The 21,675-nt window shown below is 58.9% G+C and carries 27 protein-coding genes; 3 read left to right on the forward strand and 24 right to left on the reverse strand.

All coding sequences use genetic code 11. The features are described 5' to 3' along the window. Positions 1-141: 141 nt before the first annotated feature. Positions 142-549, forward strand: a complete 408-nt coding sequence (locus AB7M26_RS17810) for a DUF3742 family protein (RefSeq protein WP_429385427.1) — start codon at positions 142-144, stop codon at positions 547-549. Here the strand turns inward: AB7M26_RS17810 and AB7M26_RS17815 are convergent. The 5 genes from AB7M26_RS17815 to AB7M26_RS17835 form a co-directional block, all read right to left on the reverse strand. Continuing rightward, entirely contained in the window at positions 542-2,080 is a 1,539-nt protein-coding gene (locus AB7M26_RS17815; protein ID WP_429385428.1) for a conjugal transfer protein TraG N-terminal domain-containing protein, read from the reverse strand. The two genes, AB7M26_RS17810 and AB7M26_RS17815, sit on opposite strands and share 8 nt — an antisense overlap. A gap of 10 nt (positions 2,081-2,090) precedes the next feature. Continuing rightward, the gene (locus tag AB7M26_RS17820) at positions 2,091-2,399 is read right to left on the reverse strand and encodes a hypothetical protein (protein WP_429385430.1); all 309 of its coding nucleotides are present in this window, start codon (positions 2,397-2,399) and stop codon (positions 2,091-2,093) included. A 3-nt stretch (positions 2,400-2,402) separates the two neighbouring features. Beyond that, positions 2,403-3,785, reverse strand: coding sequence for an integrating conjugative element protein (locus AB7M26_RS17825; RefSeq protein WP_429385432.1), 1,383 nt, complete (start codon positions 3,783-3,785; stop codon positions 2,403-2,405). After that, positions 3,782-4,738: a TIGR03756 family integrating conjugative element protein gene (locus AB7M26_RS17830; RefSeq protein WP_429441125.1), complete on the reverse strand. Its 957-nt coding sequence runs from the start codon at positions 4,736-4,738 to the stop codon at positions 3,782-3,784. Before AB7M26_RS17830 ends, AB7M26_RS17825 begins: the two co-directional genes overlap by 4 nt. Before the next feature lie 105 nt (positions 4,739-4,843). Further along, positions 4,844-5,098 (reverse strand): helix-turn-helix domain-containing protein, encoded by a 255-nt coding sequence (locus AB7M26_RS17835; protein WP_429385434.1) that lies wholly within the window; start codon positions 5,096-5,098, stop codon positions 4,844-4,846. A gap of 167 nt (positions 5,099-5,265) precedes the next feature. On the opposite strand from AB7M26_RS17835, the gene AB7M26_RS17840 reads away from it, so the two are divergent. After that, positions 5,266-5,523 (forward strand): LasR-specific antiactivator QslA, encoded by a 258-nt coding sequence (locus AB7M26_RS17840; protein ID WP_429385436.1) that lies wholly within the window; start codon positions 5,266-5,268, stop codon positions 5,521-5,523. A 41-nt stretch (positions 5,524-5,564) separates the two neighbouring features. On the opposite strand, the gene AB7M26_RS17845 is transcribed toward AB7M26_RS17840, so the two are convergent. Genes AB7M26_RS17845 through AB7M26_RS17885 form a run of 9 tightly spaced genes read right to left on the reverse strand, consistent with a single transcriptional unit; the run spans position 5,565 to position 13,035 of the window. Continuing rightward, on the reverse strand, positions 5,565-8,318 hold the full coding sequence (locus tag AB7M26_RS17845) for a conjugative transfer ATPase (protein ID WP_429385438.1): 2,754 nt from the start codon (positions 8,316-8,318) through the stop codon (positions 5,565-5,567). After that, positions 8,318-8,734 (reverse strand): TIGR03751 family conjugal transfer lipoprotein, encoded by a 417-nt coding sequence (locus AB7M26_RS17850; protein ID WP_429385440.1) that lies wholly within the window; start codon positions 8,732-8,734, stop codon positions 8,318-8,320. Before AB7M26_RS17850 ends, AB7M26_RS17845 begins: the two co-directional genes overlap by 1 nt. Then, the gene (locus AB7M26_RS17855) at positions 8,697-10,211 is read right to left on the reverse strand and encodes a TIGR03752 family integrating conjugative element protein (protein ID WP_429385442.1); all 1,515 of its coding nucleotides are present in this window, start codon (positions 10,209-10,211) and stop codon (positions 8,697-8,699) included. The genes AB7M26_RS17850 and AB7M26_RS17855 overlap by 38 nt, the downstream gene beginning before the upstream one ends. Then, positions 10,201-11,016 (reverse strand): TIGR03749 family integrating conjugative element protein, encoded by an 816-nt coding sequence (locus AB7M26_RS17860; RefSeq protein WP_429385444.1) that lies wholly within the window; start codon positions 11,014-11,016, stop codon positions 10,201-10,203. The genes AB7M26_RS17855 and AB7M26_RS17860 overlap by 11 nt, the downstream gene beginning before the upstream one ends. After that, complete coding sequence (locus AB7M26_RS17865; protein WP_429385445.1) at positions 11,013-11,654, reverse strand: PFL_4703 family integrating conjugative element protein; 642 nt, start codon at positions 11,652-11,654, stop codon at positions 11,013-11,015. The genes AB7M26_RS17860 and AB7M26_RS17865 overlap by 4 nt, the downstream gene beginning before the upstream one ends. Then, entirely contained in the window at positions 11,651-12,070 is a 420-nt protein-coding gene (locus AB7M26_RS17870; RefSeq protein ID WP_429385447.1) for a TIGR03750 family conjugal transfer protein, read from the reverse strand. The genes AB7M26_RS17865 and AB7M26_RS17870 overlap by 4 nt, the downstream gene beginning before the upstream one ends. 7 nt (positions 12,071-12,077) lie before the next feature. Beyond that, positions 12,078-12,449 carry a TIGR03745 family integrating conjugative element membrane protein gene (locus tag AB7M26_RS17875; RefSeq protein WP_429385449.1) on the reverse strand — a complete coding sequence of 124 codons (372 nt, stop codon included), beginning with the start codon at positions 12,447-12,449 and terminating at the stop codon, positions 12,078-12,080. A 17-nt stretch (positions 12,450-12,466) separates the two neighbouring features. Next, positions 12,467-12,706 (reverse strand): TIGR03758 family integrating conjugative element protein, encoded by a 240-nt coding sequence (locus AB7M26_RS17880; protein WP_429385451.1) that lies wholly within the window; start codon positions 12,704-12,706, stop codon positions 12,467-12,469. After that, on the reverse strand, positions 12,703-13,035 hold the full coding sequence (locus tag AB7M26_RS17885) for an integrative conjugative element protein, RAQPRD family (protein WP_429385452.1): 333 nt from the start codon (positions 13,033-13,035) through the stop codon (positions 12,703-12,705). Before AB7M26_RS17885 ends, AB7M26_RS17880 begins: the two co-directional genes overlap by 4 nt. Before the next feature lie 305 nt (positions 13,036-13,340). On the opposite strand from AB7M26_RS17885, the gene AB7M26_RS17890 reads away from it, so the two are divergent. Continuing rightward, entirely contained in the window at positions 13,341-13,712 is a 372-nt protein-coding gene (locus AB7M26_RS17890) for a histone-like nucleoid-structuring protein, MvaT/MvaU family (RefSeq protein WP_253424766.1), read from the forward strand. A gap of 269 nt (positions 13,713-13,981) precedes the next feature. Here AB7M26_RS17890 and AB7M26_RS17895 read toward each other — a convergent pair whose 3' ends face one another. From AB7M26_RS17895 to AB7M26_RS17940, 10 genes are all read right to left on the reverse strand, one after another. Continuing rightward, positions 13,982-14,713, reverse strand: a complete 732-nt coding sequence (locus tag AB7M26_RS17895) for a TIGR03747 family integrating conjugative element membrane protein (RefSeq protein ID WP_429385454.1) — start codon at positions 14,711-14,713, stop codon at positions 13,982-13,984. An 89-nt stretch (positions 14,714-14,802) separates the two neighbouring features. Further along, positions 14,803-16,908, reverse strand: coding sequence for a type IV conjugative transfer system coupling protein TraD (gene traD, locus AB7M26_RS17900; protein ID WP_429385456.1), 2,106 nt, complete (start codon positions 16,906-16,908; stop codon positions 14,803-14,805). Between the two features lie 9 nt (positions 16,909-16,917). Then, a complete protein-coding gene (locus AB7M26_RS17905) occupies positions 16,918-17,433 on the reverse strand; it encodes an integrating conjugative element protein (protein WP_429385458.1) in 516 nt (171 codons plus the stop codon). Continuing rightward, positions 17,430-17,978 (reverse strand): lysozyme family protein, encoded by a 549-nt coding sequence (locus AB7M26_RS17910; RefSeq protein WP_429385460.1) that lies wholly within the window; start codon positions 17,976-17,978, stop codon positions 17,430-17,432. Before AB7M26_RS17910 ends, AB7M26_RS17905 begins: the two co-directional genes overlap by 4 nt. Then, complete coding sequence (locus AB7M26_RS17915; RefSeq protein WP_429385462.1) at positions 17,960-18,679, reverse strand: TIGR03759 family integrating conjugative element protein; 720 nt, start codon at positions 18,677-18,679, stop codon at positions 17,960-17,962. The genes AB7M26_RS17910 and AB7M26_RS17915 overlap by 19 nt, the downstream gene beginning before the upstream one ends. 9 nt (positions 18,680-18,688) lie before the next feature. Further along, positions 18,689-19,360 carry a chemotaxis protein gene (locus AB7M26_RS17920; protein WP_429385464.1) on the reverse strand — a complete coding sequence of 224 codons (672 nt, stop codon included), beginning with the start codon at positions 19,358-19,360 and terminating at the stop codon, positions 18,689-18,691. Further along, a complete protein-coding gene (gene pilL2 / locus AB7M26_RS17925) occupies positions 19,357-19,899 on the reverse strand; it encodes a PFGI-1 class ICE element type IV pilus protein PilL2 (protein ID WP_429385466.1) in 543 nt (180 codons plus the stop codon). The genes AB7M26_RS17920 and pilL2 overlap by 4 nt, the downstream gene beginning before the upstream one ends. A gap of 106 nt (positions 19,900-20,005) precedes the next feature. Then, complete coding sequence (locus tag AB7M26_RS17930) at positions 20,006-20,752, reverse strand: DUF5983 family protein (protein ID WP_429385468.1); 747 nt, start codon at positions 20,750-20,752, stop codon at positions 20,006-20,008. 52 nt (positions 20,753-20,804) lie between these two features. After that, entirely contained in the window at positions 20,805-21,299 is a 495-nt protein-coding gene (radC, locus tag AB7M26_RS17935) for a RadC family protein (RefSeq protein ID WP_429385470.1), read from the reverse strand. A gap of 101 nt (positions 21,300-21,400) precedes the next feature. Next, the gene (locus AB7M26_RS17940) at positions 21,401-21,658 is read right to left on the reverse strand and encodes a hypothetical protein (protein WP_429385472.1); all 258 of its coding nucleotides are present in this window, start codon (positions 21,656-21,658) and stop codon (positions 21,401-21,403) included. Positions 21,659-21,675 lie beyond the last annotated feature (17 nt).

Raw genomic sequence — 21,675 nt, forward strand, 5'->3', positions numbered from 1 at the left:
TGTTTCACGGGGCTTGTCTTCTGTCTTCCAGTGAAGATTTTTTGGCCGGGCAAACTGATAAACGGTCAGGCACGTGCAGTTTTCAGTAGTAGGCTGTTACTCCTGTCTCAACCATGAAAACGCTCAGAAGAGGGCGAGACCATGCCGACGCAGAACCCCGTTCAGGTTTCCCGCGCCCACCGCTGGGCATATACCTGTGGCATGTCGATAAAGCGCGGGTATCGCAAACTCAAAGCGTTTGAGTCCCGCGTGGCTGAGCGTGCGGTGTCAGCAGGTATGCCCGCAGGTAAATTACTTGTTCGCGGGAGCTTCCTGACTGCCAAGTTGGCGTTGGTTGGGGGGCTGCTCTTTATCGGTTTCTGGCTGGTCGCTTCTGTTGTGGTGATGATCGCTATGATTGCTCTTCTGCAGTCGAAGGCTGTCATTGACACGGATCTTGAAGAGGATAATCCAGGTCCAGACTATCTTGGGGCTAGCTCCTATCTTGGCAACTACGATGACAATGGCCACTACATAGGTCATTTCAAATCATCTGATGACGTCAGATGAGTTTCTTCGTAGCACCCATCAACTGATCTGTTCCTTTACCCGCTGCACCATGCGCGGCTTTGCTTGCACCTCCTAACATCCCCTCAAGGCTGTTGCCGATTGAGTAGCCTGCCCAGCTCATGGCGACCAAAAACAGTCCAGGGAGCACCAAGAACATCGCCCCCATCACATACTCGATCACCTGTGCCGTGACCGTTCCATCCATGAAGCCGGATGTGGGCAGCGACAACAGCACTTGATTGGAAGCCGAAACCTGGTTGTACAGCGTATCGAGCATGCTGGAGTCGACCCAGCGGGCGAGTTCCCACCAGAAGCTCAGCATGTGTAAGGTGAACAGCGCGAACGTCACGGTTATGACAGTTTTCAACTGGTAGGTACTGACTAACAGAATTAACGGCAAGCTGATGATGACGCCCATGATCAGGAAAGCCTGCACCATCGGCAGGGCGGCGCGTAGTGCATTCATCGCCGGGAAGTTGCTGAAGAAACCGAGGGCCAGCCCGGTGTTGGTGGCCAGGTTATTGAGCCCCTGATTGATCGAGCCGCCGCGAGCACTGGAGCCATAGTCCTGGTACACCTGTCCGGGCGACATGGACATCGATTGCTGGCGCGGGCTGACCAGCTCGCGCAGGGTGGCATCCTCGATCTCGTTGCTCGAACGGCCAGTCAACCAACCTTTCAGTTGAGTCAGCAGCGAAGGATCGATCTGCTGGATCAAGCGCTCGCGCAACCCGACACCGCTATCGCTCCACCACTGCTTGCAGGTGGGATAGCCCGCGCCATTCTCCAGCCGCGGCAAGGAAACATCGCGGCTTTCGTCATATGGCCAGCTGACTCGTGGTGTGCGTGAACGATCCGTATCGTAGTAGCCGGGCGTGTCGAGAAAATAGTTTGAGCCGATCCAGGACGCGTCATGACTTTGTGCCTTGTCCAACTGCGGACGGTTGGTGAATAGCCGAGAACGGGAATAGCCATAGCAGTCGCGGGTGAAGTCGGCGACTTCCTGCAGCAGTACCTGGCTATCGATGCGCGAACTGTCGATCTCCATGCGCATCTGCCGGATATCCGGTGCGCAAGGGATGGAGGCGGTGGCCGCCGCGGTCACACCTTTGCTCAAGGCATGCACCAGAAACCACCAGATCGGTACGTTGGCGGAGCGTTCGCCGATAGTATTGAAGGTCGTCCCCCAGGCGGTTTCCGCCGGCTTGGCCACACTCACGCCGCAGCGCTGACTCGCCGCGTCATCGAACGCCATTGACGTGAGGCTCAACGGAAAGACGGGCGCGCAGCCGAACAACACGATGATATAGGCCAACCACAGCCGGTTCTCAATCCGCGGGACCGACAATAGTCCCTTGTTGCCTTCATCTGCGCCTTGCTGACGGGCCGATAGCCATTCTTGCAGGATGATTGCACCAAAGGGCGCGGCAAACAGTCCGGTGTCGGACAGGACGCTCCAGAGGCCGTTGTTGATGATCCAGGCCAGCAGGGAGAGGTAAAACTCCAGGTAGCTGTTGGTGCTCATGAGCATGGTGGTGACCTCACAGTCGGGTGAGTTCGACGCAGGTAAAGAGCACGAGCCCTAATGTCCCGATGCGTTTCACGCGCAGTCGATCCAGTGGTCGATGTCGGTAGCGCCGAAGCAGATCCCGCCAGAGCGCAAAGAGGGCGGCGTAGAGCAGGGCACGCCACCACCGCAGATAGGGCCGTACGGATTCGAATGCCTGCTGCCAGGCCTCGAAACTACCCAGCGCAGTGCGGCCGATCCATGCGACTAGTGCGGCGGTCAGGATCATCACCGCGGCAATCCCCAGACTCGAAAGCAAAGTGAATAGCGGTGAGCGTTTCATGGCTCACTTGCGCCTGGCGTCAGCATCTTTGAGTCGACCGGGCTCGGGGTCGCCTTGCTCGACGGTACGCGAAGCATCGGCACCACCGGCATGCCGGTCGAGCACCAGGCTGGCTGTGTTGGTGGCCAGCATCTGCCGGACCTGCAGTTCGGTCTGCAGCAGGCGTATTTCGCGCTCCAGAGCGTCGATGTTTTTCGTCAAGGCGGTTTGGGCCGGCTCGGCGGAGGCGATGTTCGGTTCGTGACTGCCCGCCAGCAGGGTGCGCAGTAGCAGCAACGCTTTGTCGAGCACACTGGACAAGGCCGTCTCACTGGCCAGGCGCCGTGCCAACAGATCCTGGTCGGGATCGTCGCGCAGGGCTTCAACCACACCACGAGTCACCGGCAGCATCGGGCTGGAGGCTTTAGCCAGATTGTCAGGGGTAGGCGGCAGTGAGCCAGACAGCAGCCCTTGCAAGGCCTTGAGGCGCTCGGTGTAGGCCTCCTGAATCAGCGGCGTCAATCCGCTGCCAGCGGTCGCACGAAGGGTTTCGCAGGTGTCGCAGGTTGCGACTTCGCTCTCGCCCAACACGCGAACGGCCCATTCGGATTCCTCCTGGGGCGAAGCCCAGGTCTGGCAAATAGCCCCACCCAGGCAATCACTGCTGCTGATTGAGGCGCTGTCATCCACCGACCGGTTATGCAGCAGGTTATAGCCCACGCGCACCACGTCGGCGGTCACTCGAATGGGTGTCTGCCCATAGCCTCCTGCCTTCGAACCGCCGACCCAGGACACTCCATTGTTGCCGTTACGCGCCTCGGTGTTTTTCACCGCGGCCACTGCATCACCGCCGGTTTGCTCCAGATTGCCTTGCATCTCCTGGTTCTTGGCCAGCGCGCCCCAGCCGGCCTGACCGACCTTGTCCGCCATCTTTTCGGCCATGGCCTGGCAGGTCAGCTTGGAGCGGTCGAAGTCGATACGCCCTTGCATCACTCCGTTACTGAGCAACTCATAGAGGCCGGGGTTGGCGCGCTGGATAATCAACGCCGGCAGCGACATCACCGCTTGGGTCGCGTTCTGCACGATGCTGCCCATGATCTGCTGGAAACCTTCGGTGACGCCGTTGAGCTGGTTTTGCAGGGTGTTGGTGAGGCTCATGTTTCCGCACATCATGTTCGCTCGCCATGACCCACCGACACCAAGACCACTGGGTCGGTAGAGCGAACTCGGTGAGCCGACTGCCGAGCCGCCACCAATGGTGTACATCACCCGGTCGTCGAGCACTTCGCCTTGAGTGCCCAGACGGTAATCGCCTTCAGCGGCGTGGGCATGCATGGCCATGGCGAGCAGTCCGTAGAGCAACAAACTCACCACGCCCAACCATGGTCGTCCGAGAAACCGACTCATGACGCACCGCCTTCGAAGTCGATGCTGAACAGAAAGGTCTGCCCCTCACGCTTGCAACAGCTATAGGGCCGCCACAACGACCAGGCGTAGCCGCCATCCGCGCCCGGTACCGAATCGCTGGGGAAGATGGCGCAAGTCGGTTGAACCTGGGGGTAGAGCAATTGCCATTTGTGGGTCGAAGCGTCGTTTTCAACGATCGGGCCAGGCGGCCAGTAGCCGTCGCGTTTGGCGGGCGTGAGCGGTAAGTACACATGCGGCTGCCCGTTACGGGTAATCACGTCGCCGGCCCGTTGCGCCATGACTGCGGCCGTCTTGAAATCATCGGGCTGTACCAGAAAGCCCTGCCGGGGATAAACGTTGCCCCACATGGCTCCCGAGGCCTGACGACCGATTTCACGGATCCCCGGCATGAGCGACTCGGGATAGAAACTTTCCGGTATGCCCTGGCGCCAGGCCAGCGAGTCCAGGGTGCTCAGGTAGTAGGGCATGAACGCAGTAGCGCCGCTGGCGCAGGCGTAGCCGGACTGCGACGCCAGTTGCGTGGCGGCCCAGCCACCGGGGTGGCCGATACTATCGACGTTCTTGAAGCGGGGCAGGTTGTCGCGGCGGGTGTTCGGCGTGATCAGGTTGCCACCACCTTCCGCACCGCTGATGGGGGAAGAGAGGGTGGTCATTTCGGTCCATGGGTTATTGCCTGTGGTGGCGTAGCTCGAGACCACAAGTTCAGGAATGAAATGACGAACCTTGGTCGAGGTTTTGACTGTGCAGCCGAAGGGCGTGCAGAGCAGCCAGAAACAAATGCCGACGACCCTGTATGCGAGGCAATTTGGCGACAACACTGAGGACGTGATGCTGCCGGTGTCCAGCGCCACGCTTGGGCCGCACGCCAGTAGGATGCTCAGCGCCAAGGGCCGTAGCTTTGTGGGCGGGATTGACGAGCAGGCAACAGGCATGATCCAGGCTCTCGATGTATGGCCTGGGCAGGTTCGGTTAGGGACTGAAGACTGTCAGTGGAAATTATGAAGGCGGATCTATCGGGTTTGTGAAACGTGAGACTATTATTTGACGTGAAGGACGCTGCGCAGAATATCGGGTTCCACAAGTAACTGATCTGCGGTAATTTCGAAAATATTGGCGAGCTTGCACAGGACCAACAGCGACGGGTTGCCCGTGCATCGTTCGATTTGACTGACGTAGGTGCGATCTACCTCGGCCATGAGCGCCAGTTGCTCTTGGGTAAGGTTTTTCACGCGTCGCATCAAGCGGATGTTTTCCGCCAGCTGCAGACGAAGCTGTTCGTAGTCTTGAGTCATGCGCGCAAATTGCGCCTTGAGGGACTCTCAATCCACGGGATATAGTCTACATTGGCATATCTAGGCTATTTGATGCTCATGCCTGCTATCGAGCTTTCATTTGGCTTCGTTAGGATTTTTGAGGCTGTACTCCGCGTCTAACAATAAATCAGAATTCTAGGGTGTGTATGGACGAAAACTACATTTCAATTCCTGCGGCGGATGGTTGCCCAAGTCTTCTGACACCTTGGAGCAACGAGTTTGCCTCGATGATCGAACGTGGCGTGCAATGTGCTCAGGCTTGGCTTGATACGCCCGGCGAGATTCCCCTGTGGTGGGAGCTGGCGCAAACCCGCAAGACCTTTCCTGTCGGTGACTGCCAGGATGCTTTTGAAGCCGGATTCCTGTTGAGGATTCAGCAGCGGCTTCGAAGTGCATCGCAATAACCTGTCGCTCGCTTTAGAGCGCGAGACCTGAATAGATTCCCCTATGCGGGTTCTATTCCTCGCGCTCTATCGATCCGTTCAGCTACCCGATACGCCGCTTCCAACTCCGAGCAGCCGTTGTCCTGCATCAGTGTCCAGCGCTCGGCTTTTTCCTCCGGTTCGGTCATGGCTAGGGCGAGGTAGAGGCTGGGTGGCACGGCTCGAAACAGCGTTTCGAGCTTTTTCGACAGCACGACCCCTTCGGTGAATTTACCGGGTTCTTTGCTGGCGGACAGCAATAGGGATTTCTGTGCCGGCGTGAGTTTCTTGAACCGTGCGATTTCTTCAATCTCCGCCGGCGGCATATTCAAACAAATCCACCATTCGATCATGTTGAGCATGGTCTGCGCAGCCGTGGGAAAATCGGCAAGGTTTTGCGTGGCGAGCCAGAACCAAGCGCCGAGCTTGCGCCACATCTTCGTGCCCTTGACCACGAATGGCGCCAGCAGCGGGTTTTTGGTGATGATATGGCCCTCGTCGGTGACCATAATGATCGGTCGGCCTAGGTACTGGTCGCGCTCGGCAAGGTTGTTCACGGTGTTCATCAGGCTGATGTAGCTGATGGACATCTGTGCCTCGTAGCCTTCGCGAGCGTAAGTGGCGAGATCCACAATGGTCACATCGCTCTCGGGCCAAGGCGTGCCCTCGCGATCGAACAGTTCACCCTCGAAACCCTGGCAAAACAGGTCGATGGACTCGCCCATCTCCTGGGCACGTTCGCGACGTTTTTCCGGCAGGTGCGGGTCGGCGGCGACGCGTAGCAAAGCGTCGCGCACGTCGCGGGTCAGCACCTGACGGCCCGTGGTGACGCAGGTCTGCGCCGCATCGAGAATGCACTCGCGGATCAAGCTGCGATCGGCGCGACTCAGGCGAGCTTCTTCCTTGGCCTCGCCGCCGGTGATCATCAATCGGGCGGTGATTTCCAGTTCGCCGAGAACATCGCGCTGGTCTTCGCGATTGGCTACCGCCTCATCGTCCAGCTCATCAATCGACAGACTCGCGACCTGATCCGGTTGCTCGACCAGGCGCCAGGCATCGGCGAAGGGGGCGAGACTGACCGAGGCGCCAGGTTTCAATTGGACCTTGTTGACCGACAGGCCCTGTCTCGCGAAGTAGTCGCCCTGCAAGCCGAATGAGTTACCGGCCTCGACGATAAACAGGCGAGGGCGGTATACCGCCATGACCTGCATCAGCAGGGTGACCAGGGTCGCCGACTTGCCGGCACCGGTGGGGCCGAACAACAGCAGATGGCCGTTCATGGCCCGGTCCAGACGTGACAACGGATCAAAACTCAACGGCGAGCCACCACGATTGAACAGAGTAATGCCCGGATGGCCGGTGCCGGTGCTGCGACCCCAGACCGGAACGAGGTTCGCCAAGTGCTGGGCGAACATCAGGCGGGTGTACCAGTTGTGCGTGTCGCGGGCCGGGTTGTAAACCATCGGCAACCACCGCAGGTAGCTATTGCAGGCCGCGACCTCGTCGCCTTCGCGCACCGGCTGCAGACCCGCACCTAACAGTGCGTTAGCAAGGCTGACCGAGCGCTGGTGCAACTGCTGTTCATCACGACCGCGAACATAGAACGCCAGCGCTCCCCGGTACAGCTTGTGCTGACGACCGATGATCGCGCGGGCTTCTTCAACATCCTGACGCGTCTGGGTCGAGGCCAGATTTTCACCGATGGCTTTGCGCGCCAGTCGGTTTAACTGGTCTTCGAGCACATCCTGCGGTTTGACCACCAGGGTCAGGCTCATCACCGTACCTTCAGGCAACTGGTCGAATAGGGCGTTCACCGCGTCGCCTTTGCGGGTTTCGCCGGTGAGTTGGCCAATCAGCGGTGCCCGACGCAACTTGTCTACCACCATCACCCTGTGGGGTTGATCGTCGAAAAACCAAAGTCCGTGCTGCAGATCCGAACGTGGTTCGTTGAAGAACAGCCGCTCGGTAAAGTCATGATCGAAGGGCAGATCCAGCGACTCACCGTCGCCCGACTCCGGATAGGCCACGCGTTGGTAGAACTCCTCGGGTGCTTCATTGGTGAGTTTGGGTGCCGGATTGAACCAGGGCAGTAACCAGGCATACAAACCTCGGCCATCGACTCGCGTCGATTGCACCCCGCACGCTTGCAATGAAGCCGTGACCCGTTCGCAAGCCTGTTGCAGGGATTGCACCGGGGTGAGTCCCGTCTCCTCGCCGTCAGACTCAAGCCAGCGATAGACCACCAGGCGCACCCGGCGGTTGTTTCCGCGCCAGGGCAGGCGCGTGACGGCCTTGTCCTCGAACAGGCCGCCGGGCTTGGCGATGGCCTTCAGATGTCGGCGAGTAAGTTCCAGGTACGCTTCGGTGAACACCGTGCCTCGCACGCTGTCCTGAATATAATTGGTGAGCCGGGTCAGGTAGGGGGTGAAGTCGTTGTCGTCCTGGCAGAAAAACTGCGCCACCCAAGGCGCTTGATCCCGCTCGTCAAAGCTATCCTGCAGGGCATCCTCAAGGGCATCGCGGGCCGCCATCAACCAATCGGGTTCGCGCCCTTCGGTGCCGATGGGCAGCAACTCGAACACCGCACCCACCGAGCGATTGTCATCGAGCAGAAAACACTGCTTGGTGTCGAGGTACTCGACCCACGGCAGGTGATCGGTGAAGCTGGGGTTGCGCGCATACAGTGCGGCTTCATCGGCCAAGGTGGCGCGAGGGCGCAATGAATTGCGCCAGGCTTTCCACGCGGCAGTGTGGTTGTCCAAATCGCCGGTACGCACTACAAGTCTTCCTGACGTTCGCCCGGCAATGCGTACTGCACACGTTGGTAGAACGGAAAGACGGTTGAGTAACCCGGGACCGGTGCCTGCTCGGTGCCGCTCAGATGCGGATACACGTACAGCACCAGATCGGGATTGGGCAGGCGAGGGAACAAATTGTGGATCTCGTTCTTCGCTGTACGCGTGTACGGTTCTTGGAGAGAGGCGGATAAATTCGCTTGGGCCAGCGGACGGCGTAACTGCTGCCGAGCATCCAGCAGTTGCTGCTGAGTGCCTTGCGAACCGACACTGTTCCAGATGTCCAGCATGGTTTGCTCGCCATGGGGCAAAAGCGTGTCCTTGTCGGTGGAACACCCCGCCAGGACCCAGCAGAACACGCTAATCCAGGTCAGACGCAGAGGCATGGTCTTTTTCATGGCGAACGCTCCGGCCCTTGGGCTCGTAGTCGATGGTGATCTCTTGGTCGAGGTGCAGTGCGACCTGTGCGGCCGGAGGCACGTACACGGCAGCAAAGGCTTCGCCATACAGTTTGTTGACCCACTCGCGGATGTCGCTGACCCCACCACTGAGAATTGAATTCAGTGCGCTATTGCCACTGCTACTGGTGACCCCGAAGGCACTACCGCCCGAACTGATCAAGTTGCTGTTGTTCTGCTCATCTCCGAGCAGAGCGGCGACACCGGCGCCGGCGGCAGTGATCAGGCTCTGGCTGCCGAGATACTGCTGGGCGTTCGAGCGGCGCTCACCGGCGATACACGGGATGCCATACGGATCGGACAGGTAGCCGAGTCCGCCACGGATCTTGTCGGAGTTCGAACTCTGGGTGGTGGAGGCAGTGCGGCTGGCGACCGCCTTCGGCTGAGGCACCGTACGGATGGTGCCATCGGTAAACACAAAGGTGATTGACTCGACCTGCCCGCGCACGCAGGACAGGGTCCAGTCACCGGACGCCGTGCCGCTCATCACGGCACCCGCGACGTCCGGCAGGTCGATGCCGTTGGCCGTCAGGTTCTCGGGGCCGACCAGCACTTTGAAGGGATAGGGGTCATTCACGGTGCCGTCTACTGGGACTCGGCCGATCAGCGCGGTCATGGCGACCGAGCCTATCAATGTCGCGTTTTCGGGAATGGTGTAGACCGGCTTCGCGCCTTCTGTACGATCAACGGATCGCGTCAGGTCACGTTCACCCTGGGAGACGGCTCGCAGCTGTTTCTGGCTGCGATCAATAGCGTTATCGGTCAAGCCCTCCAGTGAGTTGAAAGCGGTAGGCAGACTCAGTGCGGTGGAAGTCTTGGTTTTGCCTCGGGCGTCGGTGGATGGGGCATCCGAAGGTTCAATCCACTGCAGCGCATCATTGGCAGAGTGCTGCCCTTCAAACTGAGCACCGTCGCCGGACTCAAGCCCCAATCCGATCGGCATGTCCTTGCCTTTGCCGGTCAGCCCTGACAACTGTTCCTGCAATTGCGTCAGCAGACCGCGAGCCTGACGACTGTCTTGTTCCGCTTTGAGTCGGGCCTCATTGGCTTGTCGGCGGCCTTCGTCGACTTGCTGCGTCACGCTGCCAAGCGCCGTCTGGATACGCGAATCGACGCTGTTTTCTCGTTCGCGCAGGCGGTTGTTCTCCGTCTGCAGTGAATCGTTGTGTTTCTTCAAACCGAGCATGTCGCTGCGCATGGCCTTCACCTGGCCGACCAGGGTGGCGACCGTGTCGCGTGGGGTGTCGCCCGCAATGCCGAGCGACTTGGCTTGCTCCGCGGATAACTGAATGTTGCCCTGATTAACAGGGTGCTCTGGAGAGGGAGTACTACCCGCGACCCAGCTTCTCAGGATGATCAAAACCACGGCCAACAACGCCGCCGGTACCAGCCATTTGAGCAAGGCGTTAGCTTTCATCGCTAGCACCTCGCGCAACGGGCGGAGGTAATAGCACCGCGTGTTCGAGGCCGGCACCGCGGGTGACGAGGTAGGCAGTCGTGGTGTCTTCAGCACTGCCGACAGGTCCGAGGAAAGCATGTTGGAAGGCCGCGGCAAATAGCTTGGCCTGAAGCCGGCGCGGATCGAGTTGCACCGTCTCTAAGCCACGATTGCGCAACTTCACCGCCGTCACCCAGTAATCACCGAGTCGCCAGGCGGCGATGGGCGTGCTGGACACGTTTTCGGTCGGCAGCAGGGCCGGCAATTCGGTGCGCAGCTTGAGCGGGACGCGGCGTAGGCCGGGCAGGGACTCCACGGTGCGCAGAGGCCCGTACAGGCTTTGCGCGGCGTAGCGCGTCAAAGCGACCGGGATCGGTGTACGTTCTGGAACAGGGACGGTGCTAGAGTCAGCTTCGGCAGCTTGCTCCTGAGCGTTCTTGATAATACGCACGGGCTCCAGCGGTTGATCACCAGGCGTGGCCGCGATGTCCAGGAGGATGATCTCGCCCGTCGTGACCGATTGCAGTTGCAGTCGGGTCGGGGCAATGGCTTCCGACGCGCGCAGGTACAGCGTGCCGCCAGTTGATTGTACGCGCAGCTTACCTGTCAGGGTTGAGGGCACGCCGACTCGAACATTCTCATCGACAAAGACCACCCGTTCCTGATTGATTACCAGCGGGACCGCGAGGGGTAGGCGTTCCCAGTGCATCAGCTCGACGGCCTGCGCTGCAGCTCCCCATAGCATCAGTGCGATGGTGAGTCCCGGGGTAGAAATCCGCTTCATGGCTCACCTCCAGGCAGGGAGATTTTTTGCGGTGTGCCCTGATAACAATCCAGCGCCAGCCCCCATTTGTTGCGCTCTGGATCCAGGTCAAAACGCACAACGCGCAATGGATAACGCACCACCACCCGTTTCACCGGTTCGGCGGCGTAATATTCATCGGCATTGAGGTCGAGCTTGACCAGCCAGCTGTCGCGATCGAGTTGCTGCACTCTGAGTTCCGGATCTTCGCTGTAACCTCGACCCAGGATTTCGTAGACCCCACGCACCCGCTGGCGCAGTTCGCCGGCGGCCTTGCGGTACTCGTAGTCGCCGTCGAGGAAGGCCTTGCAGGCGGGTGTCAGGTAAGACTGCAAGCCATAGATGGCGCGGCGATAATCCTGCTCGCCATCCGAGGGCCAGCGGTTGAGTTGGCCAAAGATGTACAGGGCAAAGGCATAGACATTCTCCGAGGGGATATCCCACCACTTGCGCGTGCTGCCCGAGCGCAGATCCGGGGGGACATGCACGGTCAGATCGGTCGGTGCCGAGCGCCAGCCGTACCAGAGTCCGGCACAGACCAGGGCGAGGATCACTACCGCCAGACGCAGGCTGAAGATATGGGCCTGTTGGGCATCGACCTTGTTTCGAAATCGGCTCATGACTGCCACCGGGACAGCGCAGGGCGCAGTCGATACGAACGGCGGACCGTCCAGGCGCCGGAGTGGAGGATCAAAACTCCGCGACCCAGGCGCCAACGGCTGGCCAGTACCCATTCGAGTTTGCGGTACAACCAGGTCTCAGGGCGGGCTCGTTTGGCCCGACGCAGTAGTGTGCCACCGGCAAATAACACCAGCGCCATGCTGGCGATCATGCTGGTCGGCACCACGGCAACGGAGGCGGTGGCGGTGGCGATCGCCAGAGGAGCGCCCAGCAGGAGGCCAATGACGGCACCGGTGCCGAGCGCTACCCACATCTCATCATTGGTTAAACCGCGTAATACCGCGGGATCACGATTGAGTCGCTCTGGCAGAAAGACCAAGGTGCCGTCGGCAAGGCGTTCGATAGCGTCGTTCATGCCAGCCTCACAGAATCGCGGCAGCCTTGGTCAGGAACCAGATGATGATCACCACCAGCAAGGCGCCGATGCCAACCACCGCGCCGAGGTCTTTCCAGGTCTTGCGCTGGTTCTGCACGTCGGCATACACAGTCAGGGAATGCCACGCCACACCCAAGAAAGCGAGCAGGGCGATCAGCAAGCCGAGCAGGATACCGCCGTCGTAGGCGTAGTTTTTGATCGTCTCGATCAACCCGGAACCTTCACCACGTGAAGGAACTTCCATGGTCGGGAGTTCGGCAAAAGCCAGGCTTGGACCGAGCACCAGCAGCAGACCGATCAAGCGCTGGCTCGCACGATCACGCAGGTTGTTTTTCAGAGGGGCAAAGCACTTGAGCATGGCGGCGATCTCCTGGATTAGGACAGCGTGAAGAACATCAGGACTAGTAGGGCGAGCAAGACGCGCGCGGCACCGCCGCCGAAGGCTCCAAAGCGCACACTGCCTGTCGCCCATCCCCGGTAAGCCGTCCACATCACCCAGGCACACCACAGCAGGGTCAGGACGAGAACCAGGGAAAGCCAGAGTGTCGAACTGCTCTGTGCCGAGAAGCCGGAGGCGTTTTGGAACGCTGAGGTTTGGGCGTCAGTCATGCTCATGGCGAAGGCTCCGCGGGCGGAGTGTCGAGGCGGTAATCACCGACCAGTTCACTGGGATCGCGGGGTTGAGCGCGGGAAGGGGACAGGTAGCCCTGTACTCCGTGACGGATGCGCTGAATGTCCTGGGTCAGTCGTGGATAGTCGAAGCGATAGCGCTCGACTGATTCAGCCGTGCTGGCTGTCTTAGCTCGTGTCACAAGGCGTTCGATAGTGTCGAGTTGTTGCAAAATCAGACTGAACTGATCTTGTTCATGGGCAGACGCGGCATAGCTGCTGCCATCAACGATAGCCAGTGAGAGCAGTAAGCAGCGAGGTACGGTAGTTGGCATGATGCTGGCCCATATGGATCTGGGAGCAGAATCAAGTCAGGGGTCGAATTATTCAGTATTAAACGCGAGGTGGAATGTATCGCTTTTTTGGGGGAGCGCCGAATAGGTTTACTCACACATACATCAGCAATCGATTCGGCGAAAAAGAAAGCACAGACAGCTCTCCTAGCCCAATAATAATGTGTTGTTCAGGCGGCAATGAGTGGATTAGCTCATGCTTGAGGCAGCATGGGTGACGAAGAGCTAATCATCGCTTAGCATTGGAATGTTCATTCCTCATTCCTCTAACCTGAAGGAAGTTTCACATGTCTCGTTTGGCTGAATTTCGTAAGCTTGAGCAACAACTGGCCGAACAGCTCGCAGAGCTTGAGTCGATGAAAAGTGATTCCGGCTTGAAAAAAGAAATGGAATTTGAGAGTAAATTGCGGGCGTTGCTTGGCGAGTACGGCTTCAGCTTGAAGAACATCATTAGCATCCTGGATCCAGAGGCTGGCCGTCGTACCTCGGCACCAATAGCAGCACCTGTAAAGGCAGCCCGTAAAGCTCGCGATGTAAAAATTTACAAAAATCCGAACTCTGGTGAGCTGATCGAAACCAAGGGAGGTAACCATCGGCAGTTGAAAGAATGGAAAATCGAGTTTGGCGCGGACGTTGTCGAGTCGTGGCGTACTCAGTAAGAACGGTTTGACTACTAGGGCTCTGCAAGGGCCCTTTTTTGTTGGCGAGGATGCTGAGTCCCGAAAGCGAATTTTGGTCCCGCTTCTGCACTAATCTTGAGGCATATCCCAAACTGTGAAAGTTTGCCTTTCATTCACCGCTCCGCTCGAAGTGGGGAGTCGAAGTCGAATACGGGCAGGTCAACACGTGCGCTGTGTCAGTTCTGCAGTCGCTGAATAACGATCCTGACACCAGGGGATATCTAAAGGGAAAATATAATTTTTCCGAGTCAGAGATATTTCTTAAATGTAGTTGCCGTGATTGCTACTGTGATGCCAAGCATTACAGCACAAGGCAAAAATACGACCATAGGATTGAGCGAAAAGGGCAGGGATAGGTAAATGATCCAGGGCACAAGCAATAGCGGTATCACTGCCCGTTTAGCGCGGTGATAGACGAAGCTACTCTCTCGTCCAGCACCAAATTTGCGCAGGTCGCGACGCATCAAACCATCGATAAAACCGGTGAGAGAGGCCATTAGAAACAAGGGTGTGGCCAGGACCAGAATGGTTAGGCGCACCACGAAGGTAAAGGTCACATACACCGCCGCCAGCACGAAATCCTCAATGCTCACGTAGAGCTGATTGGTCCAACTCCAGAAACTGATGCCCTGGCTCGATACCCGCGCCTGCAGGGCAAAGTCCGCAAAGCCGGTCTTGACCAACAACCACTGATTGAGAAAATCCAGCCATTGGACAATCGTTGCCCCAGGCTGTTGGATGAGAAGTGAAGATTTGAAGTGCTCGCTGAGCCAGCCCAATTCACTGGTTAGCATGGCCTGACTATGCCGCCAGCCCTGATCACCCCAGAAGAGCAGCAGGCCCGCGAACTCGATGAGGATCGAGAACAGCAACGATGCAATGAGCAAGCCGATGATGCGCAGCATTAGGCTGATCGCCGAGACGATTAATCCTGGGCGCTGGATCGGTTGTGGCGGCATGTTCCGGGCTGAAGTCGCCATTGTTCACTCCATTGCGCGCTGCAAAGTTATGTCGTCACAACGCCTTCTGGATCGTTTTCTGCTGAATCGAAACCTGTCGCGGGTACGGACTACCCCACCTGATCCAGATCGAAGTTTGTTGTTGGGCCACCACCACTGGCGCTCCACCATTGTCCCGTCTGCTCGTTGTAGGTTGCCCGCATTCGCTGGGTGAGCTCCTGCAAGTCCTTGGGCATGGCATCATCGTTGGAGGGTTTAGGCAAAGGCATACGGACTTTCCAGAGCTGCCCACCGGCTTGGAAGGAGAACATTTGCCCTTTGGGTAAACTGACGATGTGGGCAGGCTCGATCAACGGCACGCTGGTGCTGCTGACGCGGTCCTGCGAGGACGAAGTGAAGTCCGTATTGGCTTCCGGATCGGAGGTGTCGGTGGCACCCGACACCAGGGTCTTGGTCCGCACGTTGACCTTGGGCAATTGCTGAGTGAGCAGTTCAGCGGTGGCGGTTTCGCGCACCCGCAGCATCTGCAGGGTGTTGAAGTTGCCAATAACCTGGCCAGCTTTGGCGCGGTTGCCGATACGTGCTTCGATATCACTGAGGGTCTGGGTGTAGGCGGTTACCTGAATACCGGCACCGCCGCCCTTATTGATCAGTGGGATGAATTCATCACCCATCAACTCGTTGAACTCATCGGCGTGGAGGTTGATCGGCAACTTGTCACTGCTGTTACCCGATGGGGGCAGGCCATGGTCGATGCCGTGTTTGTAAATGTGTCCGGCGACCGAGACTAAGTCGGCGAACATGGAGTTGCCCACAGCGGCGGCCACCTCGGCGTCGGTCAGCGCATCCAGGCCGACGTAGACGATGCCGCGTTTTCGGATGATCTGCATCCAGTCGAAGATTGGCCGTGGGTCATCCAGATCGGTGTAGTTGGGAGCCAGTAACTGGGCGGTCTTGCCGGTGGTGAGTTTCTCCAGCAGCGGTAGTAGCGAGGCGACGATTTTGTCGAAGTAGGTGCGGTCATACCGCACCGCTGAACGCAGTCCGTCCATTACAGGATCAAACACACGCTTTACCGCCAGGTACTGTTCGATGGCCACCACCCGCTTTTCGCGCCCGATCATATGCCGGGGAATATTCTTCTCGGTGAGCTTGCCTTCAAGCTGAACGATCACCTCCCATGCCTTCGGGTCGGTATTGGCGAAAAACTGCTGGGCGTACTCGATGAACAGTGCGTCGATGTTGACCACATGCCGTTGGATCTGTAGGTAGTCCGGACGCCGGCCTAACTCGATCAGAGCACGGGCGATGATGTTGACGAAACGCCAGGCAAACTCGCGAAAGGCTGCGGAGTTACCTTCGCCGCTGAGCTGCCCGGCGATGCGGGACGCCACTTCCGAGATACGCCCGAAGCGTCCCACCGCATTGTATCTAGCGGAGATCTCCGGCCAGCCCAGATGGAAAACATAAAACTCCTTATCTCGACCGGCCCGCTTGGCTTCAACGTACATCCGTTTGAGCAGGTCGGCATCGCCCTTCGGATCGAAGACGATGACCACCTCATGTTCGATGCGATGAATGTCCTGGGTGATGTAAACCTCGGCGAGTCGCGTCTTGCCGACACGGGTAGTGCCGAGCACCAGGGTGTGACCGACCCGTTCGCCCAGGGGCAGACTGACTTCGGTTTCATCGGGTTCGACCCCATGCAATAGCGGCGAGCCACCTACCAGGGGCAAAGGGCGCAACGGATTGAAGGGACTGTCCCAGGCAGTGACACGGGCCAGTGTTGAGAACGGAAACGGTGCATGTTCCAGGCGCCGTTCGAGTCCACGAGCCAAGCGGTAGTGGGGCGGCTGGTCGACATAGTGGGTGACCGCCGGATCTTGGGCCTCGACCAAGCGCTGGGTGTGCAGGCGGGTCCAGCGAAAGCCTCGGCCCATGAACAGACGCTTGCGGCTGACCGGAATCTGCCGGCTGGTCAGTTGGTACCGAGGCAGCCGGCGGATATTGCGCCGATAACGCAGCACCTCCCAGGCTTGTCGCAGGCGGATCAGGCCGAACAGGGTATAGGCCAGTGCTGCAACCAGACCGATCTCGGGTGACAGGGCCACAGCCCAGGGCGAGTACACGCACAACACCGCGGCGGCGATGCAGATCGCTACGGTGTACAGCTCCACCGCGGGCCGCAGCTTGGACTCCATCGTATGCTCGGCCATAACCTAGGCTCACTGCTCCAGTGAGGTGGCAGTGATCAACACGGGGTAGTGCTCAATCTGCAGGCGGGTGGCGATGTCGTTGCCGTTGACCGGCAGGATGGTGATGCCCGGAGCGGCTGCTCGAATTCGGGCTAGGGCTTCAGTATCGGCCACTTCGACGGCGAGGCCAGCCGCGCCCATTTCCTGCAGTTCAGCAGCGCGTTGACGTAGCCAAGTCAGTGACTGGGGATCGTCACCGACCAGGAAAAATGGCCTCAAGCCAGGCATGTTCAGGGCGCGGAGTGTGATCTGGCCGGGGCTCAGCCGAGAACTGCTGACTGGCAATATCCAGTCTTCATTGGCAGACGTGGACAGGTCCGCATGCACGGCCCGGTCAGCCTGAACCCTGTTATTTATGGGCAGGCTCGTGGCTTGGAAGTAGGGTTGGATGACGTCGCCAGCCGGATCCCTGACTACGGTTGGTTTCTCCTGGGCGACAGGTGCCAAGAACAGGATGAAATAGCAGGTAAGGAATATTCGCGTCATGGCGGTGTGCCCTGTTTGAAGGAAACCAGCAACCGTTCGAGTTGCCGGGAAAAGCCAGCGCGGTAACGCGCCGCCGGCGTTCCGCCTGCCGGGCGGTGATAGCGACCAGCAGCTGACACCCAGTCACCGGTGGCGGCGTGATGCTCCTGCAGCAGCGCGGCGGTCACGGCGAGATTTCGGTAGGGGTCGAGGGCCTCGCAGGGACTGGAAAAACGTTGTCCGTGGTAGCCCAGGTTGGTTTGCCCAAGTCCGGCGTCGACCTGCTTGGCGTCATACTGAGTGAGCGCTTGAAGTAAGGCGTGACAGGCGGCCTGGCGAGTGGCGAAGCGGTAGGGTGTTCCGGCGATGTTCAGGGTCCAAGGCCAGGGCAGCAGTCGACCGCGGACATGGATACCACTCTCCTGCAAGGTAATCGCGAACAGCACGGTAGAAGGGATGTCGACGTCATGCGCCGCCAGTTGGTAGGCAGGAGGCGGAAGTTCGTCAGCCTGGACGACGAGTATCGTCAGCATGAGCGCAATACCACTCAGTCGAGGCGTTGCCATTGTCCACTCACCTGTTGAAATGTGGCAGGCAATGGCTCCGGAGCACCCAGGCTGAACCAGCGACCACGGTCATGGTTCAGGGTGATCTGTCGGTGTTGAACCCTGGCCGGATCGATGTCTGCTTGCCGGGCCCAGCTACGGATGCGTTCATCCTCGCCTTGGCTGCCCACCAGGTAGATATCGAACGCTGTATCAATACTTTGCAGACGCTGCGCTTCGGCGATGCACGCAGGGCAGTGCTCCTCGACAAACAGGGCCTGGCGCGGCACGACCGATGAGCTGGCAGGGGACGGGGATGCCATGCCCTGGATCGGCAGCAGCCCGGGAAACAGCTTGGCCCAGGCGGCGGTGTAAGCGTTTTGGTAGGACAATTCGCGCTCGGCGCGTTTGGCTTCCAGCGCTACCTGCAATTCGGCGTAGCGCTGGCGCTCTTGGTCGGTCTGGGCCTCGACGCCGAGTGCGGTCAACGGATCGAGATTCGGACTCCAGAAACCACGCGGGCCGGCTTGGATCTGTTCGAAGCGTGTCCACTCCTGCTCCGTGAGACCCCAGCTTGCCGCCTGTTCAGAGTGCGAGCGCCCCAGCGGAGTGGACTGTATGTCCTGGTTCCGTGACGGTGTCGTAACAGAGTTGCCCAGCACAGCACCCGCGCTAAGCAGTGAAACGAGACAGACGACGGGGGACAGTAGTGCTCGGTTCATGATCACTTCTCAAGGGAGGAGCACGGTCTGGTCTGGCTGAGCGGCCACCGCGAAGACGGCTGAGTTCGGTTCCAGCACTTTCAGGTGCCAGGCTCCGAGCTGCTCACCGCTGTGCAGTAGCCGGACATCCGTGAGTGAGTGACTGTCATGGGGGGCGACCGCCAGAAAGCGCTCACCACCACGAGACTCGACACTCAACACCGAGAACGGTGGCGATAGCCGGGCGGGTTTGGGGCGAGCGGTCTTTTTCGGTTTGGTTGCGGAAGGCGTCGACGGTGGGGGGGAAGGCTGAGTCTTGAGGTCCAGGAGCTGCTGCTCGACGTGCTCAAGGCGTGCGCGCAGCGCTGTCAGGTCTGCCTGGGTGGCGCGGGCTGCGAGACCGTCGCGCAGTTCCTGCACCTCTTGCGCCCACTGATCCAACATCGGATCGAGGGTATTGGCCTGTTGCTCACCAGTATCGACCATCTGCTTCAGGTCTTTCAGCGCGTACTGAAGCTTCTCCTGGGCGTCCTTGAGGGCGCTTGAATCACGTTGCAGGGTATCCAGGGTTTGTCGGTATTGCGTGTTCTTGCTCTGTAGTTCCGCCACGCGCTGATACTGGTTATACAATCCACCACTCAGCCCGGCGGCCGCCAGGCAAAGCAATCCAATAATGAGGGTTTGAAACGTCGAGGCTTTCATGGACGTGCCTCCGCCTGATGGGATGAGCTTGGTGTGGCCCGCACGACGCCGGCCTGCGTTTTCTGCTGTTCGAAGCAGACCGAACGGCTGACTTCATCGGTCGTGAGTTGCCAGGCGGGCCCAGCTAGCACTTGTAGCGCGTTGCGCAAAGAGAGCGGGCCGAGCCGGTAATGAGCTGCGGGCAGGGGCCGAGTAAAGAGCACCCTCACCGACGCAGTAGCGGGGCAGAGCGAATAGCCCGAGCGTCGCAATACGTACTGCAACGCATCCTGCACCGAAGGACTCAGACTGGACGGGATGCTCACGTCAATGATTTGGGCAAGAAGATCGCGTTGTTCCGTGGTGGGCTCGGTGCTGACCAGCGTGTAGCGGCCATAACGAAGTTCTGCCGGATGGCTTTCTTCGGCTGTACCCCTCGAGTGCGGGGTTTGATTGGAGCCACTGCCGATTTCTGGATGGGGCGGTAATGGGGTGGGGATTTGCGCGGTGCAGGCGCTCAACAAACCCAGTAGGCAGACAGGGGTAAAAAAACGCTCCATGGAAAAAACCTCATGTCAGATTCAGTGCAGAACCTGACATGAGGTGAAGGAGCGATTCAGTGAGAAAGTTGATTCAAAGCGGGTCGTGTTAAAGCCGAGCGCGTTGTTACTCATCAAAAATGGCGAGTCTATCCAAGACGGTGGCGTCGGGGTCGAAGATCAACAATCGCACATCCGCCAATGCCGCCAGGTATAACACCGTGACCAGGGCTTCCGGTGTGCCGGCGTCGAGTTGCTCTTGTCTCAAGCTTGAATAACGTTTGCCCTCAATGTTCAGCAAGTTCTCGTCCGTCCATGGTGTGCCGATCAACTTGCAACCGATGCCGCAGCAATCCGGCAACGCGAAAAGTTCGAACAAAAGACCGGTTTGCCTCGGAGCGGAGTGACTGACCCACCCTTCCAGATAAAACATCGCTTCTTCAGGAAGGTGTGCGGTACTGATCTCCCAGGCTCGACTGTAGTGTCCCGTTTCGAAGCGCAAGCGATGGACCATGGCTTGTGCCTCTTCCAGGGAGTACAGATCGCCGACGTGATGTCGCTCGTTGAGCATTTCGCCCATCACGGCATAGATCACGTGGCGCACCAGACCGGTGGACGGGCAGCGTTCACCCAACTCATCCGGAATGGATTGGCCTTCGCTGATCAAAGCAAAATCGTCATTGAAGATGCAGGGGAACAGTTGCAGTTCATCGTCGGGCAGGTGGATCTGTGAGTCGTGCACGGTTCGAAAACAGGGAGGGCAGGTGTTTTCGTAGGTGATCAGTAGCAGCCGTTCGATATGCAGATGGTCGTAACCGCGAGCAAATGGGTTTGAGGCCGTCAGTAGGGCTGGGGCTTGGTGTGTGGGGTTCATGGGCATGCTCCAGAATGGAAATGAACAAGGCGCCCGTAGGCGCCTGTGAGGGTTAAAGCCAGCCGTATTCGGCAAGGGAGAGAGGACGACCTTCACCCACGATGAAGTGATCCAGTACGCGCACTTCGATCAAGGCCAAGGCCTCTTTCAGCCGTGCGGTCAAAACGCGGTCCGCTTGGCTGGGCTCTGTACACCCTGAGGGGTGGTTGTGAACAAAAATGGCGGCCGCAGCGTTATGCGCGAGGGAGCGCTTAACGATTTGGCGGGGGTAAACGCTGGCGCCATCAATGCTGCCGTGAAAGAGGACTTCGAATGTCAGCACCCGGTGCCTGGCATCGAGAAAGATCACACCGAAGACTTCATGCTCTTGTTGCGCAAGGTGCAGTTTTAGGTAGGAGGCTACGGCGTCAGGTGATGTCAGGTTGGGGCCGCGGGTGAACAGCCGACGATCCAGAATATGCAGCGCTTCGTCGATCAGCTGGTTTTCTTGGACAATGCGATCAGCCTCGAAGTCCGAGGTCTCAATCAGTGTGAGTTGGGTGCTCATGGCGGTACCTCCGAAGGGAACAATCAGGGGTACACGCCCGAGGGGAGTGGTATCCCCCAAGGTGGGTGTGGAGTCGTGGGCGTTAGCCGATGGCGCGCTGTTTAAAGCCGAGTGAATCGGTGGCGTTGACCGTACAAGGGCGAACCACAACCATCGCAAGGCAATGGAGAAAAGGCTTTTATTCCCCAGCCGGTTTCGGGATCGAAGTCGGCACTGATGGGCATTAACCGCACCAGTCCACGATGGATGCCGGCGATGCGTTTCTCGATTTCATCTGTCGTGTAGTAGAGCGATAACGTGCTGTAGTCCTCGTAAGCAGCAGCGAACAGGCAGACGTCGCAAAGCCAGAAGGATTCCATGTTGGTTCTCCTTTGCG

The sequence above is a fragment of the Pseudomonas sp. F-14 TE3482 genome, assembly GCF_053629455.1.

Bases quoted from the DNA above. Each gene is read 5' to 3' on its own strand.
- AB7M26_RS17810 (WP_429385427.1), top strand. From the start codon at position 142: ATGCCGACGCAGAACCCCGTTCAGGTTTCCCGCGCCCACCGCTGGGCA.
- AB7M26_RS17815 (WP_429385428.1), bottom strand. From the start codon at position 2,080: ATGCTCATGAGCACCAACAGCTACCTGGAGTTTTACCTCTCCCTGCTG.
- AB7M26_RS17820 (WP_429385430.1), bottom strand. From the start codon at position 2,399: ATGAAACGCTCACCGCTATTCACTTTGCTTTCGAGTCTGGGGATTGCC.
- AB7M26_RS17825 (WP_429385432.1), bottom strand. From the start codon at position 3,785: ATGAGTCGGTTTCTCGGACGACCATGGTTGGGCGTGGTGAGTTTGTTG.
- AB7M26_RS17830 (WP_429441125.1), bottom strand. From the start codon at position 4,738: ATGCCTGTTGCCTGCTCGTCAATCCCGCCCACAAAGCTACGGCCCTTG.
- AB7M26_RS17835 (WP_429385434.1), bottom strand. From the start codon at position 5,098: ATGACTCAAGACTACGAACAGCTTCGTCTGCAGCTGGCGGAAAACATC.
- AB7M26_RS17840 (WP_429385436.1), top strand. From the start codon at position 5,266: ATGGACGAAAACTACATTTCAATTCCTGCGGCGGATGGTTGCCCAAGT.
- AB7M26_RS17850 (WP_429385440.1), bottom strand. From the start codon at position 8,734: ATGAAAAAGACCATGCCTCTGCGTCTGACCTGGATTAGCGTGTTCTGC.
- AB7M26_RS17855 (WP_429385442.1), bottom strand. From the start codon at position 10,211: ATGAAAGCTAACGCCTTGCTCAAATGGCTGGTACCGGCGGCGTTGTTG.
- AB7M26_RS17860 (WP_429385444.1), bottom strand. From the start codon at position 11,016: ATGAAGCGGATTTCTACCCCGGGACTCACCATCGCACTGATGCTATGG.
- AB7M26_RS17865 (WP_429385445.1), bottom strand. From the start codon at position 11,654: ATGAGCCGATTTCGAAACAAGGTCGATGCCCAACAGGCCCATATCTTC.
- AB7M26_RS17870 (WP_429385447.1), bottom strand. From the start codon at position 12,070: ATGAACGACGCTATCGAACGCCTTGCCGACGGCACCTTGGTCTTTCTG.
- AB7M26_RS17875 (WP_429385449.1), bottom strand. From the start codon at position 12,449: ATGCTCAAGTGCTTTGCCCCTCTGAAAAACAACCTGCGTGATCGTGCG.
- AB7M26_RS17880 (WP_429385451.1), bottom strand. From the start codon at position 12,706: ATGAGCATGACTGACGCCCAAACCTCAGCGTTCCAAAACGCCTCCGGC.
- AB7M26_RS17885 (WP_429385452.1), bottom strand. From the start codon at position 13,035: ATGCCAACTACCGTACCTCGCTGCTTACTGCTCTCACTGGCTATCGTT.
- AB7M26_RS17890 (WP_253424766.1), top strand. From the start codon at position 13,341: ATGTCTCGTTTGGCTGAATTTCGTAAGCTTGAGCAACAACTGGCCGAA.
- AB7M26_RS17895 (WP_429385454.1), bottom strand. From the start codon at position 14,713: ATGGCGACTTCAGCCCGGAACATGCCGCCACAACCGATCCAGCGCCCA.
- traD (WP_429385456.1), bottom strand. From the start codon at position 16,908: ATGGCCGAGCATACGATGGAGTCCAAGCTGCGGCCCGCGGTGGAGCTG.
- AB7M26_RS17905 (WP_429385458.1), bottom strand. From the start codon at position 17,433: ATGACGCGAATATTCCTTACCTGCTATTTCATCCTGTTCTTGGCACCT.
- AB7M26_RS17910 (WP_429385460.1), bottom strand. From the start codon at position 17,978: ATGGCAACGCCTCGACTGAGTGGTATTGCGCTCATGCTGACGATACTC.
- AB7M26_RS17915 (WP_429385462.1), bottom strand. From the start codon at position 18,679: ATGAACCGAGCACTACTGTCCCCCGTCGTCTGTCTCGTTTCACTGCTT.
- AB7M26_RS17920 (WP_429385464.1), bottom strand. From the start codon at position 19,360: ATGAAAGCCTCGACGTTTCAAACCCTCATTATTGGATTGCTTTGCCTG.
- pilL2 (WP_429385466.1), bottom strand. From the start codon at position 19,899: ATGGAGCGTTTTTTTACCCCTGTCTGCCTACTGGGTTTGTTGAGCGCC.
- AB7M26_RS17930 (WP_429385468.1), bottom strand. From the start codon at position 20,752: ATGAACCCCACACACCAAGCCCCAGCCCTACTGACGGCCTCAAACCCA.
- radC (WP_429385470.1), bottom strand. From the start codon at position 21,299: ATGAGCACCCAACTCACACTGATTGAGACCTCGGACTTCGAGGCTGAT.
- AB7M26_RS17940 (WP_429385472.1), bottom strand. From the start codon at position 21,658: ATGGAATCCTTCTGGCTTTGCGACGTCTGCCTGTTCGCTGCTGCTTAC.